The 18,617-nt window shown below is 62.5% G+C and carries 21 protein-coding genes and 1 pseudogene; 13 read left to right on the forward strand and 9 right to left on the reverse strand.

Annotation, left to right across the window (positions count from 1 at the left end; genetic code table 11):
* Positions 1-477, forward strand: a complete 477-nt coding sequence (locus ACEWPM_RS02650; RefSeq protein ID WP_393960928.1) for a DUF411 domain-containing protein — start codon at positions 1-3, stop codon at positions 475-477.
* 453 nt (positions 478-930) lie between these two features.
* Positions 931-1,443, forward strand: coding sequence for a hypothetical protein (locus ACEWPM_RS02655; protein ID WP_393960929.1), 513 nt, complete (start codon positions 931-933; stop codon positions 1,441-1,443).
* Between the two features lie 87 nt (positions 1,444-1,530).
* Here the strand turns inward: ACEWPM_RS02655 and ACEWPM_RS02660 are convergent, their stop codons facing one another.
* The 5 genes from ACEWPM_RS02660 to ACEWPM_RS02680 all read right to left on the reverse strand — a co-directional run bounded on the left by ACEWPM_RS02660 (position 1,531) and on the right by ACEWPM_RS02680 (position 4,539).
* The gene (locus ACEWPM_RS02660) at positions 1,531-1,953 is read right to left on the reverse strand and encodes an OsmC family protein (protein ID WP_393960930.1); all 423 of its coding nucleotides are present in this window, start codon (positions 1,951-1,953) and stop codon (positions 1,531-1,533) included.
* Positions 1,954-2,082: 129 nt separating this feature from the next.
* Complete coding sequence (gene msrB / locus ACEWPM_RS02665; RefSeq protein ID WP_393960931.1) at positions 2,083-2,562, reverse strand: peptide-methionine (R)-S-oxide reductase MsrB; 480 nt, start codon at positions 2,560-2,562, stop codon at positions 2,083-2,085.
* A gap of 129 nt (positions 2,563-2,691) precedes the next feature.
* Positions 2,692-3,246, reverse strand: a complete 555-nt coding sequence (locus ACEWPM_RS02670) for a fasciclin domain-containing protein (protein ID WP_393960932.1) — start codon at positions 3,244-3,246, stop codon at positions 2,692-2,694.
* Between the two features lie 94 nt (positions 3,247-3,340).
* Positions 3,341-4,045 carry an anti-sigma factor gene (locus ACEWPM_RS02675; RefSeq protein ID WP_393960933.1) on the reverse strand — a complete coding sequence of 235 codons (705 nt, stop codon included), beginning with the start codon at positions 4,043-4,045 and terminating at the stop codon, positions 3,341-3,343.
* Complete coding sequence (locus ACEWPM_RS02680) at positions 4,042-4,539, reverse strand: sigma-70 family RNA polymerase sigma factor (protein WP_393961005.1); 498 nt, start codon at positions 4,537-4,539, stop codon at positions 4,042-4,044. Before ACEWPM_RS02680 ends, ACEWPM_RS02675 begins: the two co-directional genes overlap by 4 nt.
* A 207-nt stretch (positions 4,540-4,746) precedes the next feature.
* Here ACEWPM_RS02680 and cobS point away from each other — a divergent pair, with 207 nt between their 5' ends.
* From cobS to ACEWPM_RS02705, 5 genes are all read left to right on the forward strand, one after another.
* On the forward strand, positions 4,747-5,733 hold the full coding sequence (gene cobS / locus ACEWPM_RS02685; protein WP_393960934.1) for a cobaltochelatase subunit CobS: 987 nt from the start codon (positions 4,747-4,749) through the stop codon (positions 5,731-5,733).
* A 116-nt stretch (positions 5,734-5,849) separates the two neighbouring features.
* Positions 5,850-6,158, forward strand: a complete 309-nt coding sequence (locus ACEWPM_RS02690) for a hypothetical protein (protein WP_393960935.1) — start codon at positions 5,850-5,852, stop codon at positions 6,156-6,158.
* Entirely contained in the window at positions 6,155-8,041 is a 1,887-nt protein-coding gene (gene cobT, locus ACEWPM_RS02695; protein ID WP_393960936.1) for a cobaltochelatase subunit CobT, read from the forward strand. Before ACEWPM_RS02690 ends, cobT begins: the two co-directional genes overlap by 4 nt.
* Positions 8,041-9,855, forward strand: a complete 1,815-nt coding sequence (locus tag ACEWPM_RS02700; protein ID WP_393960937.1) for an aminopeptidase P family protein — start codon at positions 8,041-8,043, stop codon at positions 9,853-9,855. Before cobT ends, ACEWPM_RS02700 begins: the two co-directional genes overlap by 1 nt.
* An 86-nt stretch (positions 9,856-9,941) precedes the next feature.
* The gene (locus ACEWPM_RS02705) at positions 9,942-10,283 is read left to right on the forward strand and encodes a DUF427 domain-containing protein (RefSeq protein WP_393960938.1); all 342 of its coding nucleotides are present in this window, start codon (positions 9,942-9,944) and stop codon (positions 10,281-10,283) included.
* Between the two features lie 102 nt (positions 10,284-10,385).
* Here the strand turns inward: ACEWPM_RS02705 and ACEWPM_RS02710 are convergent, their stop codons facing one another.
* Both ACEWPM_RS02710 and ACEWPM_RS02715 read right to left on the reverse strand, forming a co-directional pair.
* Positions 10,386-12,074, reverse strand: a complete 1,689-nt coding sequence (locus tag ACEWPM_RS02710) for a chloride channel protein (protein WP_393960939.1) — start codon at positions 12,072-12,074, stop codon at positions 10,386-10,388.
* 144 nt (positions 12,075-12,218) lie between these two features.
* On the reverse strand, positions 12,219-12,827 hold the full coding sequence (locus ACEWPM_RS02715; RefSeq protein ID WP_393960941.1) for a hypothetical protein: 609 nt from the start codon (positions 12,825-12,827) through the stop codon (positions 12,219-12,221).
* Positions 12,828-12,993: 166 nt separating this feature from the next.
* Between ACEWPM_RS02715 and ACEWPM_RS02720 the strand changes: the two genes are divergently transcribed.
* The 4 genes and pseudogenes from ACEWPM_RS02720 to ACEWPM_RS02735 all read left to right on the forward strand — a co-directional run bounded on the left by ACEWPM_RS02720 (position 12,994) and on the right by ACEWPM_RS02735 (position 15,586).
* Positions 12,994-13,476, forward strand: a complete 483-nt coding sequence (locus ACEWPM_RS02720; protein ID WP_393960942.1) for a tellurite resistance TerB family protein — start codon at positions 12,994-12,996, stop codon at positions 13,474-13,476.
* A gap of 219 nt (positions 13,477-13,695) precedes the next feature.
* Positions 13,696-13,827 (forward strand): annotated as a pseudogene (locus ACEWPM_RS02725) (double zinc ribbon domain-containing protein); the annotation flags it as partial.
* Positions 13,828-13,971: 144 nt separating this feature from the next.
* Positions 13,972-14,541, forward strand: coding sequence for an adenylate/guanylate cyclase domain-containing protein (locus tag ACEWPM_RS02730; protein ID WP_393961006.1), 570 nt, complete (start codon positions 13,972-13,974; stop codon positions 14,539-14,541).
* Between the two features lies 1 nt (position 14,542).
* Entirely contained in the window at positions 14,543-15,586 is a 1,044-nt protein-coding gene (locus tag ACEWPM_RS02735; RefSeq protein WP_393960943.1) for an ATP-binding protein, read from the forward strand.
* Here the strand turns inward: ACEWPM_RS02735 and ACEWPM_RS02740 are convergent.
* Both ACEWPM_RS02740 and ACEWPM_RS02745 read right to left on the reverse strand, forming a co-directional pair.
* Positions 15,581-16,147 carry a hypothetical protein gene (locus tag ACEWPM_RS02740; RefSeq protein WP_393960944.1) on the reverse strand — a complete coding sequence of 189 codons (567 nt, stop codon included), beginning with the start codon at positions 16,145-16,147 and terminating at the stop codon, positions 15,581-15,583. The genes ACEWPM_RS02735 and ACEWPM_RS02740 overlap by 6 nt on opposite strands.
* An 86-nt stretch (positions 16,148-16,233) precedes the next feature.
* Positions 16,234-16,647: a Crp/Fnr family transcriptional regulator gene (locus ACEWPM_RS02745; RefSeq protein WP_393960945.1), complete on the reverse strand. Its 414-nt coding sequence runs from the start codon at positions 16,645-16,647 to the stop codon at positions 16,234-16,236.
* Between the two features lie 488 nt (positions 16,648-17,135).
* Here ACEWPM_RS02745 and ACEWPM_RS02750 point away from each other — a divergent pair, with 488 nt between their 5' ends.
* A complete protein-coding gene (locus tag ACEWPM_RS02750) occupies positions 17,136-17,576 on the forward strand; it encodes a tellurite resistance TerB family protein (RefSeq protein ID WP_393960946.1) in 441 nt (146 codons plus the stop codon).
* A 231-nt stretch (positions 17,577-17,807) separates the two neighbouring features.
* On the forward strand, positions 17,808-18,584 hold the full coding sequence (locus tag ACEWPM_RS02755; RefSeq protein WP_393960947.1) for an ABC transporter ATP-binding protein: 777 nt from the start codon (positions 17,808-17,810) through the stop codon (positions 18,582-18,584).
* Positions 18,585-18,617 lie beyond the last annotated feature (33 nt).

An 18,617-nucleotide genomic window follows, 5' to 3' on the forward strand; every position in this document is an offset into this window, starting at 1 on the left:
ATGAAATTTCCTATCCTCTTCGCCGCGCTGACGGCGTCCCTGCCCCTCATGACCCCCATGCTCGCCCATGCGGAAGAACCCGCGATGTCAGTGCCCGCCGGCCTTTCGATGACAGTGACCAAGACGCCCAATTGCGGCTGCTGCAGCGCCTGGGCCGATCTTGCCGCCAAAGACGGCTATGACGTCGAGATCCTTGAGAACATGGATTATGCGGGCACCAAGCGCGCGCATGACGTGCCAGCGAACCTGACCTCGTGCCATTCGACGCGCGTTGGCGGCTATGTCGTCGAAGGGCATGTGCCTCTTGCCGCGGTCGAAAAGCTGCTGACCGAAAAACCGGACATCACCGGCATATCGGTGCCCGGCATGCCCGCCGGATCGCCCGGCATGGGCGACGATCCGAACGCGCAGTTCGACGTGATCGCCTTTGGCGGCACGGCGGGCGATGGCGAAATCTTCTACCGCGCCGGGCAGTAAGGGCATGAAAAGGGCTTGTCGGGCATCTTCGGCAAGCCCTTATGATCCTCGAGCACCGCGACACGATCCGGTTCATTGTTGCGCATGATCCAGCAGTTGGCCAATTGCACACCGGGTCTTCTGTTCAGCCGATTGAAAGCACAGACCGAGCCATTCTCTGATCATCGGCGAGCGCCCAAGCGCAACTTGGCGTCTATACCCACCCACACGAGACCGCGTGAAATCGACTTGAGAAGATCGGTTGTATGAAGCAGATCGCCAAGCCGGAGGTAGGCCGACGCACGAATAATGTGACGAAATGACCACATCCTATCCGGAAGGCTGCGGCGACTGATACTTTCCCCACACTGAGGTTGACCCCTGCGGGTCTCGCCCGCAATACCCCCCTCGTGCTGTCGGCGCGGCAGCGATCACGAGCCTGAAAAGTCGGAGAAGCAGATGAACTTTATCAAAATGGCCGCGGTTGCGCTTTCATCTGCCGCCCTTGTGGGCTGCGCCGCTGGAACCGGCACATCGGGCATGCAGGACGTAGCGGTCGCCTTCAACAGCGACAGCGCGCCCTCGGGTCTTGTCGGTTACCATGCTACCGAGATCCGGGTCGTCAAACCCAGCCTCAAAGGGCACACGAACAATCATTTCGCGGAAATCACAGCCGATTGCTCAATGAAGGGCGATGGTTTCACCGCCGCTTTCAAAACCCCCAGCACCGTGAAACTGCCGGTTTTCGGAAGCGCCAGCAAAGCCGTCGAGTTGTCTTGCGCGAACGGCTCTACCGCCTCGGCGAGAACGCTCAAACCGGTGAATGTCTCGCAACGGGCGCGTGATGGAAAAGCATCGAATACGATAACTGGCATCATATTGCTGAGCCCCATCATGATCGCCGGTGCTGCCGCCGCAAAGGTACCTCTCGCGGCGGATGGCAAGGACATCTACGGGTACGACAACGTGACCATCAACGTGAAGTGAAGCGAAATAGTGTTTTTCCAACAGCGCGTAAAAGCCCCCGGCCCGGTGCCGAGGGCTTTTTCTTTCGTGTTCTTTCGCGCTGGCGCCTCAGACCAGTTTGGCGTCCAGCGTGATCTCGGCGGTCAACAGCTTGGAGATCGGGCAGTTCTTCTTGGTCGCTTCGGCGACGTCCTGAAAATCCTCTTCGCTGATGCCTGGGATGTCGGCGCTGACGTCGAGATGGACCTTGGTCACGGCAAAGCCGCCATCGACCTCAGAGAGAGTCACCTTGGCTGCTACGTCAACTTTATCTGCCTTCAAGCCCTTTTCGCCCAAACCTAGCGACATTGCCATCGCGTAGCAGCTTGCATGGGCCGCGCCGACCAACTCTTCGGGGTTGGTGCCCGGCTCGTCCTCGAAGCGGGTATTGAAGCCATAGGGCAAATTCTTGAGCGCGCCGCTTTCGGTGCTGACCTGCCCCTTGCCGGATTTCAGATCGCCGCTCCAGACTGCAGAACCTTTGCGTTGCATGTGAATCTCCTTTCATCATGTGTGTCGGGTGATGCGCGTCGCGCGCAGAAAAGCCGCCTTTGCGGCTTGTCATAATGACAACGCAAAGACGGCCTTCATGGTTGCACCTGAGATGTGCGCGCGGCCGGATCAGGCGGCAACGAAGGTCAGGCTGACGCCGTTGATGCAATGCCGCTTTCCGGTGGGTGCGGGGCCATCGTCAAAGATATGGCCCAGATGGCTGCCGCAGCGGCTGCAATGGCATTCGGTGCGCACGCCAAAAAGCGAACGGTCAGCCTTGGTCCCGATCGCGCCCTCCTTGGCCTGCCAGAAACTGGGCCAGCCGGTGCCACTGTCATACTTGACGTCAGAAGCATACAGCGGCAGATCGCAGCCCCGGCAAACATAGGTGCCATCGTCATAATTCTTGTCCAAGGGCGAGGTGAAGGCGCGCTCGGTCGCCTCCTCGCGCATGACGGCATATTCAAGCTCGGTCAGCATGGCGCGCCACTCGGCTTCGGTGCGCGTGATCTCGAAATTCCCTTCGGGCGCCGCGGCGCCGCCGAAGCGGGCAAAGGCGGCGGCTGATCCCGCGGCAAGCGCGGCGGTGATGAAATGGCGTCTGTCCATGATCTTGCTCCTGTCGCTATGCGCAAGGGCCGTCAGGCCGCGCTGTTGGTGTCAATCTGAAAGCATCGGGCCCGGCAGGCAAGTGCCGGGCCCGCGTTCTCACCTGATCGTGTAGCGCCCGTGTGCGCCTTACTTGGTGGCGGGCAGGATGACCGTGTCGACCACGTGGATCACGCCGTTAGATTGGTCGACATCCGCGATGGTCACGTTGATCGTCTGGCCCTGCTCGTCCTCGAGCATGATGTTGCCTCCGTCATAGGTGGCGTTCAACTTGCAACCGCCCAGCGTGGGGACGATATGCGCGCCACCGTCATCGTCGATCATGCCCATGATCGCATCCGACATCGCATCGGCGCCAACAACGTGGCAGGTCAGGATCTGCGTCAGCTGCTCCTTGTTCTCGGGCTTGAGCAGGGCCTCGACGGTTCCATCGGCCAGCTTGCCAAAGGCGTCATCGGTGGGTGCGAAGACGGTAAAGGGACCCTCGCCAGACAGTGTCTCGACCAGACCGGCTGCCTTGACGGCGGCGACCAGGGTCTCGTGATCGGCCGAATTCACGGCGTTCTCGATGATGTTCTTGTCCGCGTACATCGCGGCGCCGCCGACCATCGGGTTTTCGGCATAGGCGCCCGTGGCCAAAACGGCGGCGGTGGCGGTAGCGGTCATCATGGTCTTGAAAGTCATGGAAATCTCCTCGGGTTGGTCAGGCAATATCGCCTGTTGACCCTCGCAGACACGGCGCCGGGGCACAGATAGTTTCAAACTTTTTTTGAGGTGCCTAGACGGGCGCGACGGCGCCGGTGGCCAGAACGCTGCCTGTCGGCGCACCAGTGGGCGAACCGCCCGGCGGCTCGTCCGAGATGGCCAGAACGCCGCCAGGCAGACGGGCGGCGAGCGCAGGGTCCATATCCAGCCGCAGACCCTCGCCATCGGGCAGAACGCCCAGGGAAACGGGCGCGTCCTCGCCCGCGATCAACCACAGCTCCAGCACGCGGCCCACCGGAGCGGTGCCAGTTTGCCGCTTAACGGTCAGCGCACCCGCATCCGCGTCATAGCTGGCCAGAATGACCAGCGAGCCATCCTCGGCGGCAACCTCGGCAATGAATTCGGGCGCGCCCTCCGGCGCCGGACCCTGCCCCAACAGCCCGGTCTCCAGCACCACGAAAAGCGCCAGTGCCGCTGCCACCGCGCCGCCCACCAGCCAAGCCAGCCCGCGCAGCCCGGCAAAGGGCCGACGCGGCGACATGTCACCAAAAGCCTGCGCCTCGATCCGATCCTTCATCGAGGCGGGTGGCGACACCGGGTCGATATCATCCGTCAACCCGGCCAGATCCTCGGCCCAGGCAGCATAAAGCGCGCGCAAGTCAGGCTCGCGCGCCAAACGCGTCTCGAACGCCGCCGCCGCATCATGGCCCAACAGGCCAAGCGCGTACTCGCCCGCAAGGACGCGGTCGTCCTCGTCATATGGCGGCGGGGTGGTCATCGCGTCAGACACTCCTTCAATTTCAGCAAACTGCGGCGCAGCCACGTTCGCATCGTATTGAGCGGCACGCCAAAGCGCGTGGCAAGCTCGTCATATGTCTCACCGTCCAGATAGGCGCGGCGCACAGCGTCTGAATGCCCGGCATCCAGCTCGCCCAGGCACCGGTCCAGCTGCGCGCGCGCGCCCGATGCAATGGCTTGCGCCTCGGGGCCGGGCGCGGCATCGGCCACCATGTCGGCGGCGTCCAGCCCCGGCTGCGTCTCGCGGCGCTTGCGCGCCCGGTCGATCGCGGTATTGCGCGCGATGGTAATGAGCCATGTCATGGGGCTGAGCCCATTGGCACGATACCGGTCCGCATGGCGCCAGATCTTGACGAAGGCCTCTTGCAGCGCCTCCTCGGCCTCGGCGCGGTCATGTAACACACGCAGGCAGATTCCGAATAGTTTCGCGGAGGTATGCGTATAAAGATCGGAGAAAGCGACACGCTCGCCCATGGCGGCACGGGCAATCAGCAATTCAATCTCGTCGCGCGTCACGGGTATAGTCGTCCCAAACTGGTGAAGGGCGCCGCGCGCCTTTCGGGGAAGGTATAGGATGAACACGCCCGGGGACCAGCATTTCTTTCCCTTTCCCTTGCCCTTCTGCACAATATGTTGCACCACACGAGGCAACTCTCAGATGCGACTTAAGGACGTAATGCAATGGCTGATGGCATGATCGACGCGCAAGCGAAACCGACCGAAGAGATTTCCGTGCGCGATGTGTTCGGGATCGAATCCGACATGAAGATCAAGGGCTTTGCCGAGCGGACCGACCGCGTCCCCGACAATGACAGCACCTACAAGTTTGACCGCGACACGACACTGGCGATCCTCGCGGGCTTTGCCCATAACCGCCGCGTGATGATCCAGGGCTATCACGGCACCGGCAAATCCACCCATATCGAGCAGGTCGCGTCGCGCCTCAACTGGCCTTGCGTCCGCGTAAACCTCGACAGCCATATCAGCCGGATCGACCTGATCGGCAAGGACGCGATCAAGCTGAAGGACGGCGTGCAGGTGACTGAATTCCATGAGGGAATCCTGCCCTGGGCGCTGCGCAATCCGACCGCCATCGTGTTCGATGAATATGACGCGGGCCGCGCCGACGTGATGTTCGTGATCCAGCGCGTGCTGGAGGCGGATGGCAAGCTGACCCTCTTGGACCAGAACCAGGTCATCACGCCCAACCCCTATTTCCGCCTCTTCGCCACCGCCAACACCGTCGGCCTTGGCGACACCACGGGCCTCTACCACGGCACCCAGCAGATCAACCAGGGCCAGATGGACCGCTGGAGCCTAGTCGCCACGCTCAACTACCTCAGCCACGATGCCGAGGTGGCGATCGTCCTGTCGAAGAACCCCAATTACAACACCGCCGAGGGCCGCAAGACGGTCAGCCAGATGGTGACCGTGGCCGATCTTAGCCGCACGGCCTTTATGAATGGTGAGCTCAGTACCGTGATGTCGCCGCGCACCGTGATCACCTGGGCGCAGAACGCCAGCATCTTCCGCGATGTCGGCTATGCCTTCCGCCTGACATTCCTGAACAAGTGTGACGAGCTGGAGCGCCAGACCGTCGCCGAATTCTACCAGCGGTGTTTCGACGAGGAACTGCCGGAAAGCGCGGCGAGCGTGAGCTTGGGGTGACGCTCAAGCATTGCCTCGTCGCATGTGTTTTGCTGCCGTGTATTGCGGCGGCAAGCGCCGCGCTACCGGCAGAGGAATCGCGTTACGAAGGCCGTTTGGAGGCAATGACACCACTCATGGATGATGCACAACGACGCGTCAGATGTTACGCTTTCTTTACCGCAGTTCGGGTCCTTCACTCGATTGCACGCGGAGTCGATCACTTGCCAAATGGCAAGACTAGGGTGGCAATGTTTAGCTTTGGCAATGACGTGGACTTGGAAGCGGTCGCTTCGAATGCAGAGCAAGCCAAGGTTCACGAGCGGGGGCTTGTGCAGAAGTATTTGAACACATTCGGTGGCTTTGATCCCGATAATATAGCTACCAATCCCGTATTCGTTGCCGACAAGGGTATTTGCATGGAAGCGATAGGAGCGGCACAATGAAAAAACCATCCGACAACCCAGCCGATCCGTTCAAGAAGGCGCTTGCCGAGGCGACCAAGGTCATGTCCGGCGACCGCGAGCTGAATGTCAGCTATTCGGTCGACCCATCAGGCATCTCGGGCGATTCCATGCGCCTGCCCCAGATCAGCCGCCGGATGTCCCGCGAGGAGGTGCTGCACGCCCGCGGCACTGCCGATGCGCTGGCGCTGCGCCACAAGTATCACAACGCCAAGACCCACGCGAAATACGTGCCCCCCGGCGCCATGGCGCGCGACATCTACGAGGCGATGGAGACGGCCCGCTGCGAGGCCGTGGGCGCGCGCACCATGCCAGGCACAGCGAGCAATATCGACAGCAAGATCGCAGCCGAGGCCGCGCGCGCGGGCTATGCGCAGATCACCGATCCCGCCGATGCGCCGCTGCACAAGGCCGCCGAATACCTCATTCGCCACCTCGCCACGGGCCGTGAGCTGCCCGAAGGCGCGCGCAACGTGATGGAACTCTGGCGCGGCTTCATCGAGGGCGAGGCCGGCGAGACGCTGGAGAACCTGCAAGATACCCTCGCCGATCAGGCCGAATTTGCCAAATTCGCGCGCAAGGTGATCGAGGATCTGGGCTATGGCGACCAGCTGGGCGACGATCCCGATGCCGAGGACGACGAGCAGGAGGACGAGGCCCAGCAGGATCAGAACGAGGACGAGCCCGACAGCAGCGGCCAGGACGACAGTGACACCGAGGAGGCCGACGCCGAGGCCGAGCAGTCCCAGGACGAGCAGCAGGATGCCTCCCAGGCGCAAGTCAGCATGGACGAGAGCGCCAATGAGGATGCGGGCGAGGATGCCGACATGCCCGATGGCGACGCGCCCATGGAGCCGCCCGCGCCGCAGCCTGTCTCGGATGCCGACCCCAATTACCAAGTCTACTCCACTCTCTTCGACGAGGAAATCCACGCCGAAGACTTGGCCGAGCCGGTCGAGCTGGAGCGCCTGCGGGCCTATCTCGACCAGCAGCTCGAGCCGCTGAAAGGCGCGGTCAGCCGCCTTGCCAACAAGCTGCAGCGCCGCCTGCAGGCGCAGCAGAGCCGCAGCTGGGAATTCGACCGCGAAGAGGGAATTCTGGACGCGGGCCGCCTCGCGCGCATCGTGGCCAGCCCCACGACACCGCTCAGCTTCAAGGTCGAAAAGGATACCGAGTTTCGCGATACCGTCGTGACCTTGCTTCTGGACAATAGTGGCTCCATGCGCGGCCGCCCGATCAGCATTGCGGCGATCTGCGCAGATGTGCTTGCCCGCACGCTCGAGCGTTGCAACGTCAAGGTCGAAATCCTCGGCTTTACCACCCGCGCGTGGAAAGGCGGGCAAAGCCGCGAGACATGGCTGGGCGAAGGCCGCCCGCAACTGCCCGGCCGCCTCAATGATCTGCGCCACATCATCTACAAATCCGCCGATAGCCCGATGCGCCGGACGCGCCAGAACCTTGGCCTGATGATGAAAGAGGGCCTGCTGAAAGAGAATATCGACGGCGAGGCGCTGGAATGGGCGCATCGCCGCATGGTGGCCCGCCGCGAGGCACGCAAGATCCTGATGGTGATTTCGGACGGCGCGCCGGTGGATGATAGCACCCTGTCGGTCAACCCCGCCAACTACCTTGAAAAGCACCTGCGCGACGTCATCGCCATGGTCGAAAAGCGCAAGGCGGTCGAGCTTCTGGCCATCGGGATCGGCCATGACGTGACGCGCTATTATGACCGCGCGGTCACCATCACCGATGTCGACCAGCTGGCCGGCGCGATGACCGAGCAATTGGCCGCGCTGTTCGATTCCGACCCCCGCGCCCGCGCCCGCGTGATGGGCATGGCAAAAGGCATGAAAAGGGTCTCGTGATGTTTCAATCCTTTACCGAGAAATCCACCCCGGAACAGGGGCCTCCCCGACTTGCCGCGCTGCGGGGTGCGATGAAATCCGCCCGGCTCGATGGTTGGCTGGTCCCGCGCGCCGACGTGCATCAGGGCGAATACGTGGCCCCGGGAGATGAGCGTCTGGCCTGGCTCACCGGATTTACCGGCTCTGCCGGGTTCGCCGCGATCACCGCGCAGCAGGCCGGCGTTTTCGTCGATGGCCGCTACCGCACGCAGGTGCGCGGCCAGACTGACAGCTCGGCGTTCCAACCCGTCGACTGGCCCGAGACCAAGCTGGCCGACTGGCTGAAAGACGCCCTGCCCGATGGCAGCAAGGTCGGGTTTGACCCGTGGCTGCACACCGTCAAAGAGATGGAGGAACTCGCTCATGCGCTGGAGGGCTCGAACATCCAATGCGCGCCCGAGACCAACCTGATCGATACCATCTGGCCGGACCGCCCCGCGCCCCCGAATGGCGCCATCACCGCCTACCCCGACGATCTGGCCGGCAAAACCAGCGCCGAAAAGCGCGCAGAGCTGGCCGAGACCTTGCGCAAGGCCGGCCACCGCGCCGCCATCCTCACCCTGCCCGACAGCATCGCGTGGCTGCTGAACATCCGCGGCACGGACATTCCGCGCAACCCTATCCCGCATGCCTTCGCCATCCTCCATGACGACGCGCGCGTCGAGCTGTACGTGAACCCGGCCAAGCTGGACAGCCTGCCTGCGAATTGCATCTCGGACGGCGTCTCTGCCCATCCCGATACCGGCTTCTCCGCCGCGCTCACGCTGCTGCTGACGCCCGTGCGCATCGATCCCGCCTCGATTCCTGTGGCCGTCGCGCAAGCGCTGGACGAGGCCGGCATAAAGGCCGCCCATGCGCCCGATCCTTGCATCCTGCCCAAGGCCTGCAAGACCGAGGCCGAGATCGCGGCGACGCGTCACGCGCATCTGCGCGATGGCGCGGCGGTTTGCCAAACCCTCGCATGGCTGGAGGCGCAGACGCCCGGAACGATCACCGAAATAGACGTGGTGAAACAGCTGGAAGAGGCCCGCCGCGCCACAGGAAAGCTTCTCGACATCAGCTTCGACACCATCGCAGGCGGCGGCCCCAATGGCGCGCTGGCGCATTACCGCGTCTCCGAGGCGTCGAACCGCACGCTTCAGGATGGCGATCTGCTGGTCCTCGACGGCGGTGGGCAGTATCTGGATGGCACAACCGACATCACGCGCACCCTGCCCATCGGGGTCCCGACCGATGACGCGCGCGCGGCCTTCACTCGGGTGCTGCAGGGCATGATCGCCATCAGCCGCCTGCGCTTCCCCAAGGGCCTCGCCGGCCGCGATATCGACGCGATAGCGCGCTACCCTCTCTGGCTGGCCGATCAGGATTATGCCCACGGCACCGGCCACGGGGTCGGCGTCTATCTCTGCGTCCACGAGGGGCCCCAGCGCATCAGCCGCGCCAGCGAGACGGCGCTGGGGTCCGGCATGATCCTCTCGAACGAGCCAGGCTATTACCGCGAGGGACATTTCGGCATCCGCATCGAGAATCTGCTGGTGGTGCAACCCGCCACCCCCCTGCCCGGCAGCGACAAGGCGGACAGCGCCACGAACCGCCTTGCCTTCGAGACGCTAAATTTCGTGCCCATAGATCGCCGCCTGATCGACCGCGACGCGCTGTCCCAACCCGAAATCGACTGGCTCGATTCCTACCACGCCCAATGCCGGGACAAGATCGCGCCGCGCCTGACCGGTGCCGCCGCGGAATGGCTGGAAAAGGCGACCGCCCCTCTTTGAAGCGAGCGCCCGCTCACAGCACTGGCATTGCCGCGGCAAAGGCGGCATGGTGCCGCCAAGCGCAGCAGCACGAAAGGCATATGTCCATGACCAAGATCACGATCGAGCCCGCGTTCGGCACCTGGTGCGTCCGCGCAGGCGGCGCCGTTATCGGTGAAAGCGGTGACGCCCTCGAACTCACCGAAGAGGGCCACGCGCCGGTCATCTACTTCCCACGCGATGATATCGCCACCGCCTTTCTCGACCCCAGCGCGCACAACACCGATTGCCCGAGCAAGGGTTTGGCCAGCTACTACTCGATCGTCACGAAAAGCCGCACGATCGAAAATGCGGCCTGGAGCTATGAGGCGCCTTTGGCTGAGGTCTCGCAAATCAAGGGGCACCTCGCCTTCCATACCGGCGATCTCGTCACGGTCGAGCGGGTCTGATACCCGGTTCGTCTTGCTGAAAATAACCTGGGGAGCGCGGAAAAATTCCCCGGATTTTCCGGCGTGGAGGCAAAGCCCCCTTCTTCGGCAGCGGCAACGCCCCTACCCGTGTTCCTCACGCGACAGCGACGCCAGCGCCAGATTGAATTCCTTCAGCGCATCGACGTGGTAGAGCACGCCCTTGTAGATGCTGGGCGCCTCGCCCGTCCCTTGCGCGATGACCGGCACGTAGTTGACCTCATGCGCCTCGAATAGCGGCATGGCAGTTTCCAGCGTTGCGCCGATATCCACATGAATACCCTTGTCGATCATCGCGCGGCACACCTCCTCGGAGGGGGCGCTGTCATCACCAGCCGGACGCATAAGCCCGGCCACCGGCGTCATCGACAGCAGATAGGCCTGCGGCCCCTCGGCCAGGTGGATGCCGCGCCGCTTGAGTTGCGTCAGGAAAAATGACCGCGTCACCAGCCGCGTGCCCAGCGCCGTCGACATCGACACGGCCACCATAACGGCAAGGCCCGTCTGCCAGTCTCCGGTCAGCTCGAAAACGATCATCGTGGTCGAAATCGGTGCGCCCAGCACCGCCGCCGCGACCGCCCCCATCCCTGCCAGCGCATAGAGCGACAGTGAGCCCGAGACATCGGGAAAGATCGGCGTCGCGATCAACCCGAAGGCAAGACCCGTCAACGCGCCCAGCATGAGCGAAGGCGAGAATATTCCACCCCCCATGCGTCCACCCAGCGTGATGGCGACCGCCACGACCTTGAGCACGGCGAAGACGATGGCCTCGTGCAGCACCAGCTGACCGGTGAGCGCGGCGTTCGTGGTCTCGTACCCGACACCGATGATATGCGGGAACCAGATGGCCATTCCTCCCAGCATCGCCCCTGCAATGGCAGGACGCATCCAGTCGGGGATTGACAGGCGGGCGCAGACGGCCGTGACCACATCCTCGGCGAAGAAGGTGCTGCGCATCAGCGCAGCCGCCACGACGCCGCAGACGAGGCCCAGAAGCAGGAAGGCGGGGAGTTCGACATAGAATTCCAGCGCCGAGGAGGTCGGCAGCACGAACTCTGTCAGTCCACCGAATTCCAGTCGGTTGATGATCGTTCCTGCGACACTCGCGATCACGATCGGCGCAAAGGCGTGGATGGCGAAATGGCGCAGAACCACTTCCAGCGCGAAAAGCGCCCCCGCAATCGGCGCGTTGAACGAGGCCGAGACCGCCGCCGCCACGGCGCAGCCCAGAAGATCGCGCCCATGCAGGCCGTTCGCGTTTATGCGGTCAGCCGCCCAGCTGGAAATGACGCCCGCCAGATGCACCACAGGTCCTTCGCGCCCGGACGAGCCGCCAGCCCCCAGCGTGATCAGCGACGCTGCTGCCGAGGCAAGGCCGGCCCGCTTTTCGACGCGGCCGTTGTTCAGCGCCGCGCCCTCGATGACATCTGCCACCGCCCGCACGCGTCCGTCACCGGTGAACCGGGTCAGAATCAGACCCACGGCAAGACCGCCCAAAATCGGAATTATCAGGATCCAGTACCACGCCATGCCGCCTGCGAAGGTATAGAGGTTGCGCGGGTCATCGACGCCGTAGAGCAGGACCTGCAGCCATGTGATACCCTTGCGAAAGAACAGCGCGCCAAAGCCTGCCGCAATCCCGATCAGGAGCGCGATGATCCAGAACTGAAACTGGCTCGGACCCCGCGTCACCATGACATGCCACGCCCGAAAAAGTCCGGCGCGGGCCTCTGCGAGGGTTCGTGCCGCAAAAGAGGGGTCTGGCGTGCTCATGTCGGTCCCTCGGGATCATCTCGGGGCGTGGGTTCGGATCTGCGCGTCGGGCCGGATCGGCCGCGCGCGCAGGCTACCCGGATGCTTAGCGCAGATCGCCGCGGTGCGGAACGCCTCTTCTGATCTCCAGCCCCTCGCCGGTGGTCAGGGCCGTCCCCGTCCCGTGCGCAGCTGCGCGAGCGAGTTGATGGCCCGGCGCAACCATTCCGCCGCGCCAGCCCGCCCCCTGCCCGCGCCGCGGCTGCGGGATTGGAGACGCATCGCCTGGTCTCCAGCGCGCTCGGCTCCCGTCGCATCATGCTCGGCAGCCTGCATGACCGCCGACACGATCTGCTCGTCCAGCACCCAGCGGCCATTCGTTCCCTCGGTCCGGTCAGCCTGCTGCGCTTCGATCCAGCGAATCAAGCGCGCCTTGTCAGCGCCCGCAACCGGCGCGGTGGGCAGATAGAAGCCCGAGTTGATCCGCAGGCAGATATTGTCGAGAAGCCGCGCCGCGGGCTGGTGCGCTTCGGCCACATCGCGTTTGGGCATGTAGTTGAAGCGCTCAGGCTCACCTCGCAGGAACACCGCCAGCGCCGTCCCCAGATCGATCCGCCGCTGCGCCATGATCCAGCCCAGCACCGCTTCGGGGTGGGCTGTCCAATCATAACTGCGCGCCAACCGGATCAGATCACCACGCCGCGCGCGGCGCATGATCTCAAGGTGCGCCGCTGCGCTGCCTTGGGTCCAGTCCTGACGGATCGGCATATGCATATTGGGGGTCCCTTCGAAATATTCTGGTGCATACCACTGGAATGCCCCTCGATTCGGGTGCGACCGCGGTCTGCATGTGGCACCATTCGGGCAATTCGAAAAACTTTGCAGCATCGACGTCGGCCGCTCGTCTGGGCGGCCAAATGTAAAGGCTGCCGAGGTGACAATGAAAACGCTTGCCCTGCTGCGCAGACGCGGTAAACGTCAGGATATGCTGACCCGTATTCTCAACCTCTTCAAGGGGCATCAATCCGACCCCCTCCCAGAGCCAGATGCTCGCCTTGCCCTCGGCGCGCTGATGGTGCGCGTCGCCAAATCCGACGACGATTACCAGTTTGCCGAGATCAGCCGCATTGACAAACTTCTTGCCCGTCTCAACGGACTTGGCCCGGTCGATGCCGCCAAGATGCGCGCCACTTGCGAAAAGATCGAAGCCGAGGCGCCCAGCACGCGAAAATTCGCGCTTCTGATCCGTGAAACGGTCAGCTTCGAGGCCCGGATCGAGGCGCATGAGGCGCTTTGGCAGGTCATGCTGGCCGATGGCGTGCCCAGCGACGCCGAAATGGGCATCGTTTTGCAGGTGCGCGAGGCGCTTGGCCTTTCCAAGGCCGATTGCGATGGCGCAAAACTGCGTGCCGCGCCACTTTGATCCCTGGCGCCGGAGCGCACCATTTCTCCTCGCTGAAACCACCTCCGCCCTTAACGCATCCAGCTGCCCTGAATGCGGGCCTTCAGAGCTCAGATTCATCTTCGCTCGAAGGTGCGATATCGGATTCCGGTATTCGGTGGGCGCATTCTTTGGTTGATCAATGTCGCTCTGGGACGCAAGGTTTACGTAAGGGAAATCATAGCGGGAATTTAAGTTCTGTTGTTATGTGGGGCTTGCAATAACGCGTGCGATGACAGTGCGAGGTTCTGTGACCAGTGCGGGAACAGGCTACCCACAGTCGCGGCATGCAGCGCATGCGGCATTCAACTCCAGCCCAACCTTCGATTCTGTCCGGAATGCGGAACTCGTACCGAAAATCCTGCGGCGGAGCCTGAACACCCTTTTGCCGCACCGGACCATGCAGAAGCTGTCGGCACTGACTTCATCAAATACTCAGCCCCAGAGCCTGCTGCCGCGCGGCAGCCCCGTGACGCCATGTTCGGGGCGGCAGAACGCCGCCAGCTGACAGTTCTTTTTTGTGACCTCGTCGGCTCCACTCGTCTTGCCGAAGATCTCGACCTCGAAGACCTCCGCAGCATACTTGCCACTTATCGCTCGACCTGCAGCGAGATCGTTGCGCGCCACGACGGAACGGTGATGCAGTTTTTGGGGGACGGCATCAATGTCATGTTTGGCTATCCCGTTGCCTACGAGCATTCCACGGGCAACGCGGTCCGCGCGGCAATCGCCATGCTGGCGGCGATCAACGGCGGCAATTCGGAGCTGTCCTCGCTGAACGTGACACTGAACCTTCGCATCGAAATCAATACGGGCCAGGTCGTGGTGGGCAGTGACGGTGCGGGCGCGTTGGGCGAGCAACTCTCCGTGATCGGCGAAGTGCCCAACCTTGCCGCTCGCCTGCAGGGCGTTGCACAGCCCGGCCAGATCGTCGTCAGCAAGTCCACCTACCAACTCACCAGGGAGCTTTTCGATTACACCGAACTTGGTGCCCGTTCGCTCAGAGGATTTTCGAAGCCGGTAAGCTGCTTTGCAGCTTACTGGTGATATGTTCGATGGCACGACCGTTTCCACCACCCAGCGGGACAAGGCCAGCCGTCCGATAGGGCGAAAGGCCGAGCTTGGACTGATCTGCCAGCACTGGTCGTCCGCCGAAAACGGTGACGGTCAGGTACTCATGCTCAGCGGAGAGGCGGGGATCGGGAAGTCATGCATTCTTCACAGCTTCAATCGGCAGCTTGCCGATCAGGATGTGAACATCGTCCGATTTTTCGGCTCGGCCTTTCACCTCCATTCGACAATGCATCCCATCGTGGAAGAATTGCAGGGGAGGCTTGGCCTGCACAAGGATGCATTGGCCGCAGACAAGCTGGCTAAACTCAAGGAGACACTGTCGCAGGATCAGCAGGTACACGTCGCCGCGCTGTGTTACCTGCTCGGTATCGATACGCCTGCGACGGCCGAACTGCTCGGCTTTGCGCCGGAGGACCTCAAGAAAGCGACCTTTGCCGCCGTGCTCGACTTCTACGCATCCATGGCAGAGGAAAAGCCGCTGCTGATGGAGGTCGAGGATGTTCACTGGTGCGATCCGACAACGCTGGAAGTCATCGCGCAATTCATTGAGCAGCTCAAGAACAAGCGGTGGTTGATGCTGCTGTCCTTCCGGCCCAACTACAAGGCGCCCTTCCGAAACCTTTCCTATGTCACGTCGCTTTCACTCAATCGCTTCAGCAAGTCCGACGTCGTCTCTTTGATCAATGCCATGACCGGCGGCAAGCAATTGCCGAAGCGTCTGATGGATCAGATCGTCGAGCGGGCGGACGGCATTCCCCTTTATGCCGAGGAACTCACCCAAATGGTTCTCGAGTCGGGGTGGGTCCAGGATCTTGATGGCCACTACCAGATGAGCGGCTCGGATGTGGAGCACGCCATTCCCGCCTCACTACAAGATTCGCTGACAGCGCGTCTCGACAGGTCTCCCTCTGCAAAGGAAATCGCACAGATCGCAGCCACGATAGGCCGGCGGTTCTCGCGCGAATTGCTGCGCCTCGTGTCAGGCTACCGCGATCAACAGTTGCGCGGCGCATTATAGCAACTGCTCGACGCGGAACTCATCTATCGCCACGGGAGCGCAACCCAGGTCAGCTACGAGTTCAAACACGCGCTTGTCCAGGACGCAGCCTATCAACCGCTCCTCAAGACCGCACGGCGCGAGTGCCATCGACGCATCGCCGTTGCGCTGGAAGATCATATGCCCAAGCTTTGCAATAACGAGCCGGAAACTCTGGGGTACCACCTTGCAGCCGGCGGCGAGCACCAGAAAGCGCTGGCATATTTCGTGACCGCGGCCGAGCGCGCAATGGCGTCTTCGGCAAGCCTCGAGGCAATCAACCATCTGGAAAACGCTCTGGCGGCACTTGCCAGGACTACGCAAAGCGATGAGCGAGATGCCCAGGAAGTTGAACTTCTTGTCATGCTGGCCGTCCCCCAGGCCGCAGCGCTGGGATACTCCCATGAGAACGTCAACCGGTCTTATGAGCGCGCTCGTGAACTGGCGCGCAACCAGAAGGACAGTTTCGCCATATTCCCTGTGACCTACGGGCTGATGCGGTATCACCTGCTCGGCGCGCGCTACGCCAAGGCTTTCGAGCATGGCGAGACCCTGTGGGAAATGGCCAAGGAGGCTGGCGATCGCCTGATGATGGCAGCGGGCCATCGCGCCATGGGATCGGCCAGTTTCTATTGCGGAAACTCGCACAGAAGCTGGATCAGATGGCGGGCAAGTGACGGATCGCGCGCCAGCACCTCCTCCATCGCCTTGCAGGGCAACATCAGACAGTCCGAACGCTCGATCGCCGTTGCATTGGCTGTGCGCGGCAGGCCGTCAAGAAGCGCAATTTCCCCAAAGGGATCGCCCGGTTCCATCAAGGCCAACGTCAATTCGTGCCCTTCGCCATCCGCGATCCAGATCCGGACAAGCCCCGAAAGCACGATCCGCAACCCGTCCGCAGCGTCTCCGGTCTGGAACAGCGTTTCACCCGCAGAACTCTTCAAGACACGGCTGGCGTCGGCCAACGCTTCGATGCTTTGCCGCTCCGCGCCGGAAAACAGATAGCAACTCTTCACGGCGCTCGACCAGTTTGCTCTGTGCATCCGCCCCTCCTGGACAAAGCTATTCGGGAAGAACCTCAATTACTGCATTTCTGGAAACGCGCGGATCATAAGAACATTGCTTGCGCTTCGCCTTGCGCAAGTGTTTCAACTGTACAGTGAATTGCTTTGATCGCCAGCATTTCCTCCTTGAGCCGAAATGTTCATCAGCGTCCAAGTGATGCCATTCTTCACAGCTAGCGTACGCCTGAACTATCCCATACGACTTCTGGAATGATGATGGTGGGGAAGAGCACGGCTTCAGATACACAGCTTTTATCTCACGCGCGCATCCGCCTCGGCCATACAAAGAAGGAGAATAGCGTCCTCGACCTCGTCGCCGAGGATTGGAGACGCCGCCAATTATCTGTTTCATGCCGTGACCGCAGGATGACAGTATCGGCACCAAAGTCACCGTCCGGTCAGTGCCTGCGAAGCCACCCTGATATTTCCCATTGGCCGCGGCACGCCGCCGCATTATATCCTCACGCATGATTGCAGATTTCTTCAAACGTCTCACTGCGGCGCAGGACCAGCCGCTGACCGACACCGATGCCCGCCTTGCGGTGGCAGCCCTTCTGGTCCGCGCCGCGCGCACCGATGGCCATTACGCCCCAAGCGAAATCGAGCACATAGATCGCATCCTGTCGGCGCGCTATGCCATGACGCCCGAGGAAGCCAAGGCGCTCCGCAAGGAGGCCGAAGCGGCCGAAGCCGAGGCGCCGGACACCGTCCGCTTTACCCGCCAGATCAAGGACGCCGTGCCCTATGAGGACCGCACCGCCGTGATCGAGGCGCTATGGCAGGTCGTTTTGGCCGATGGCGACCGCGCCGATCAGGAAAACGCGCTTCTGCGCATGGCGGCCAGCCTGCTCGGCGTCAGCGATGTCGACAGCGCTGCGGCGCGCCAGCGCGTGGCAGCATCCCTCTGAGCGCTGGCGGCGGAACGACAAAAAACGCTGAACCTTTTCGGTATCGTTCAGGCGCCCGAAGCCACTTATCTGGCCGTATCCGTGCCTCGGCCACCCATGGACCCGAACAGGACCGAGTTATATCCCGGTACGAACCCGTCCCGCCGGCGCCGCAGAATTGCACATTGCATCATTGCCGGTTTTCGGCCCTACTGCTCTGCACGCCCGCCGCAACCGCATCAGGACCCCATCTTGCCCCAAGACCCGCCCGTTATCGAGATTTCGAACCTTCACAAGGCCTATGGCACGCTCGAAGTCATCAAAGGCGTTGACCTGACCGCCCGTCGCGGCGACGTCGTCTCGCTGATCGGCTCATCGGGCTCGGGAAAATCCACCATCCTGCGCTGTGCCAATCTGCTGGAGGACAGCCAGCAGGGCGATATCCTTTTCAAGGGCGAGCCTGTCAGGTGGAAGGGCACCGGCGCGCATCGCCATCCCGCCGATCCGGGCCAGGTGCTGCGCATCCGCACGAACCTTGCCATGGTGTTCCAACAGTTCAACCTCTGGGCGCACATGACGATCCTGCAGAACGTGATGGAAGCGCCCGTGACCGTGCTGCGCCGCCCCCGCGCAGAGGTTGAGAAATCTGCGCGCCAGTATCTGGAAAAAGTCGGCATCGGCGACAAGGCCGATGCCTTTCCCGCGCAGCTTTCGGGCGGCCAGCAGCAGCGCGCCGCCATCGCCCGTGCGCTCGCGATGGAGCCGGAGGCGCTTCTCTTCGACGAGCCTACATCGGCCCTCGACCCCGAGCTGGAGCAGGAAGTCATCCGCGTGATCAAGGAATTGGCAGCCGAGGGTCGCACCATGATGATCGTGACCCATGACATGAAGATGGCGAATGATGTCAGCGATCATGTCGTCTTTTTGCACCGGGGTCTGGTCGAGGAAGAGGGCGATCCCGAAACGCTCTTCACCGCGCCGAAATCCGAGCGCCTTCAGCAGTTTCTCAGCTCGACCATGGCCACCTGAACCATGTTCGTGCATCACACTCAACCAACCACC

This window comes from Roseovarius maritimus (assembly GCF_043355895.2).
GTDB lineage: Bacteria > Pseudomonadota > Alphaproteobacteria > Rhodobacterales > Rhodobacteraceae > Roseovarius > Roseovarius maritimus.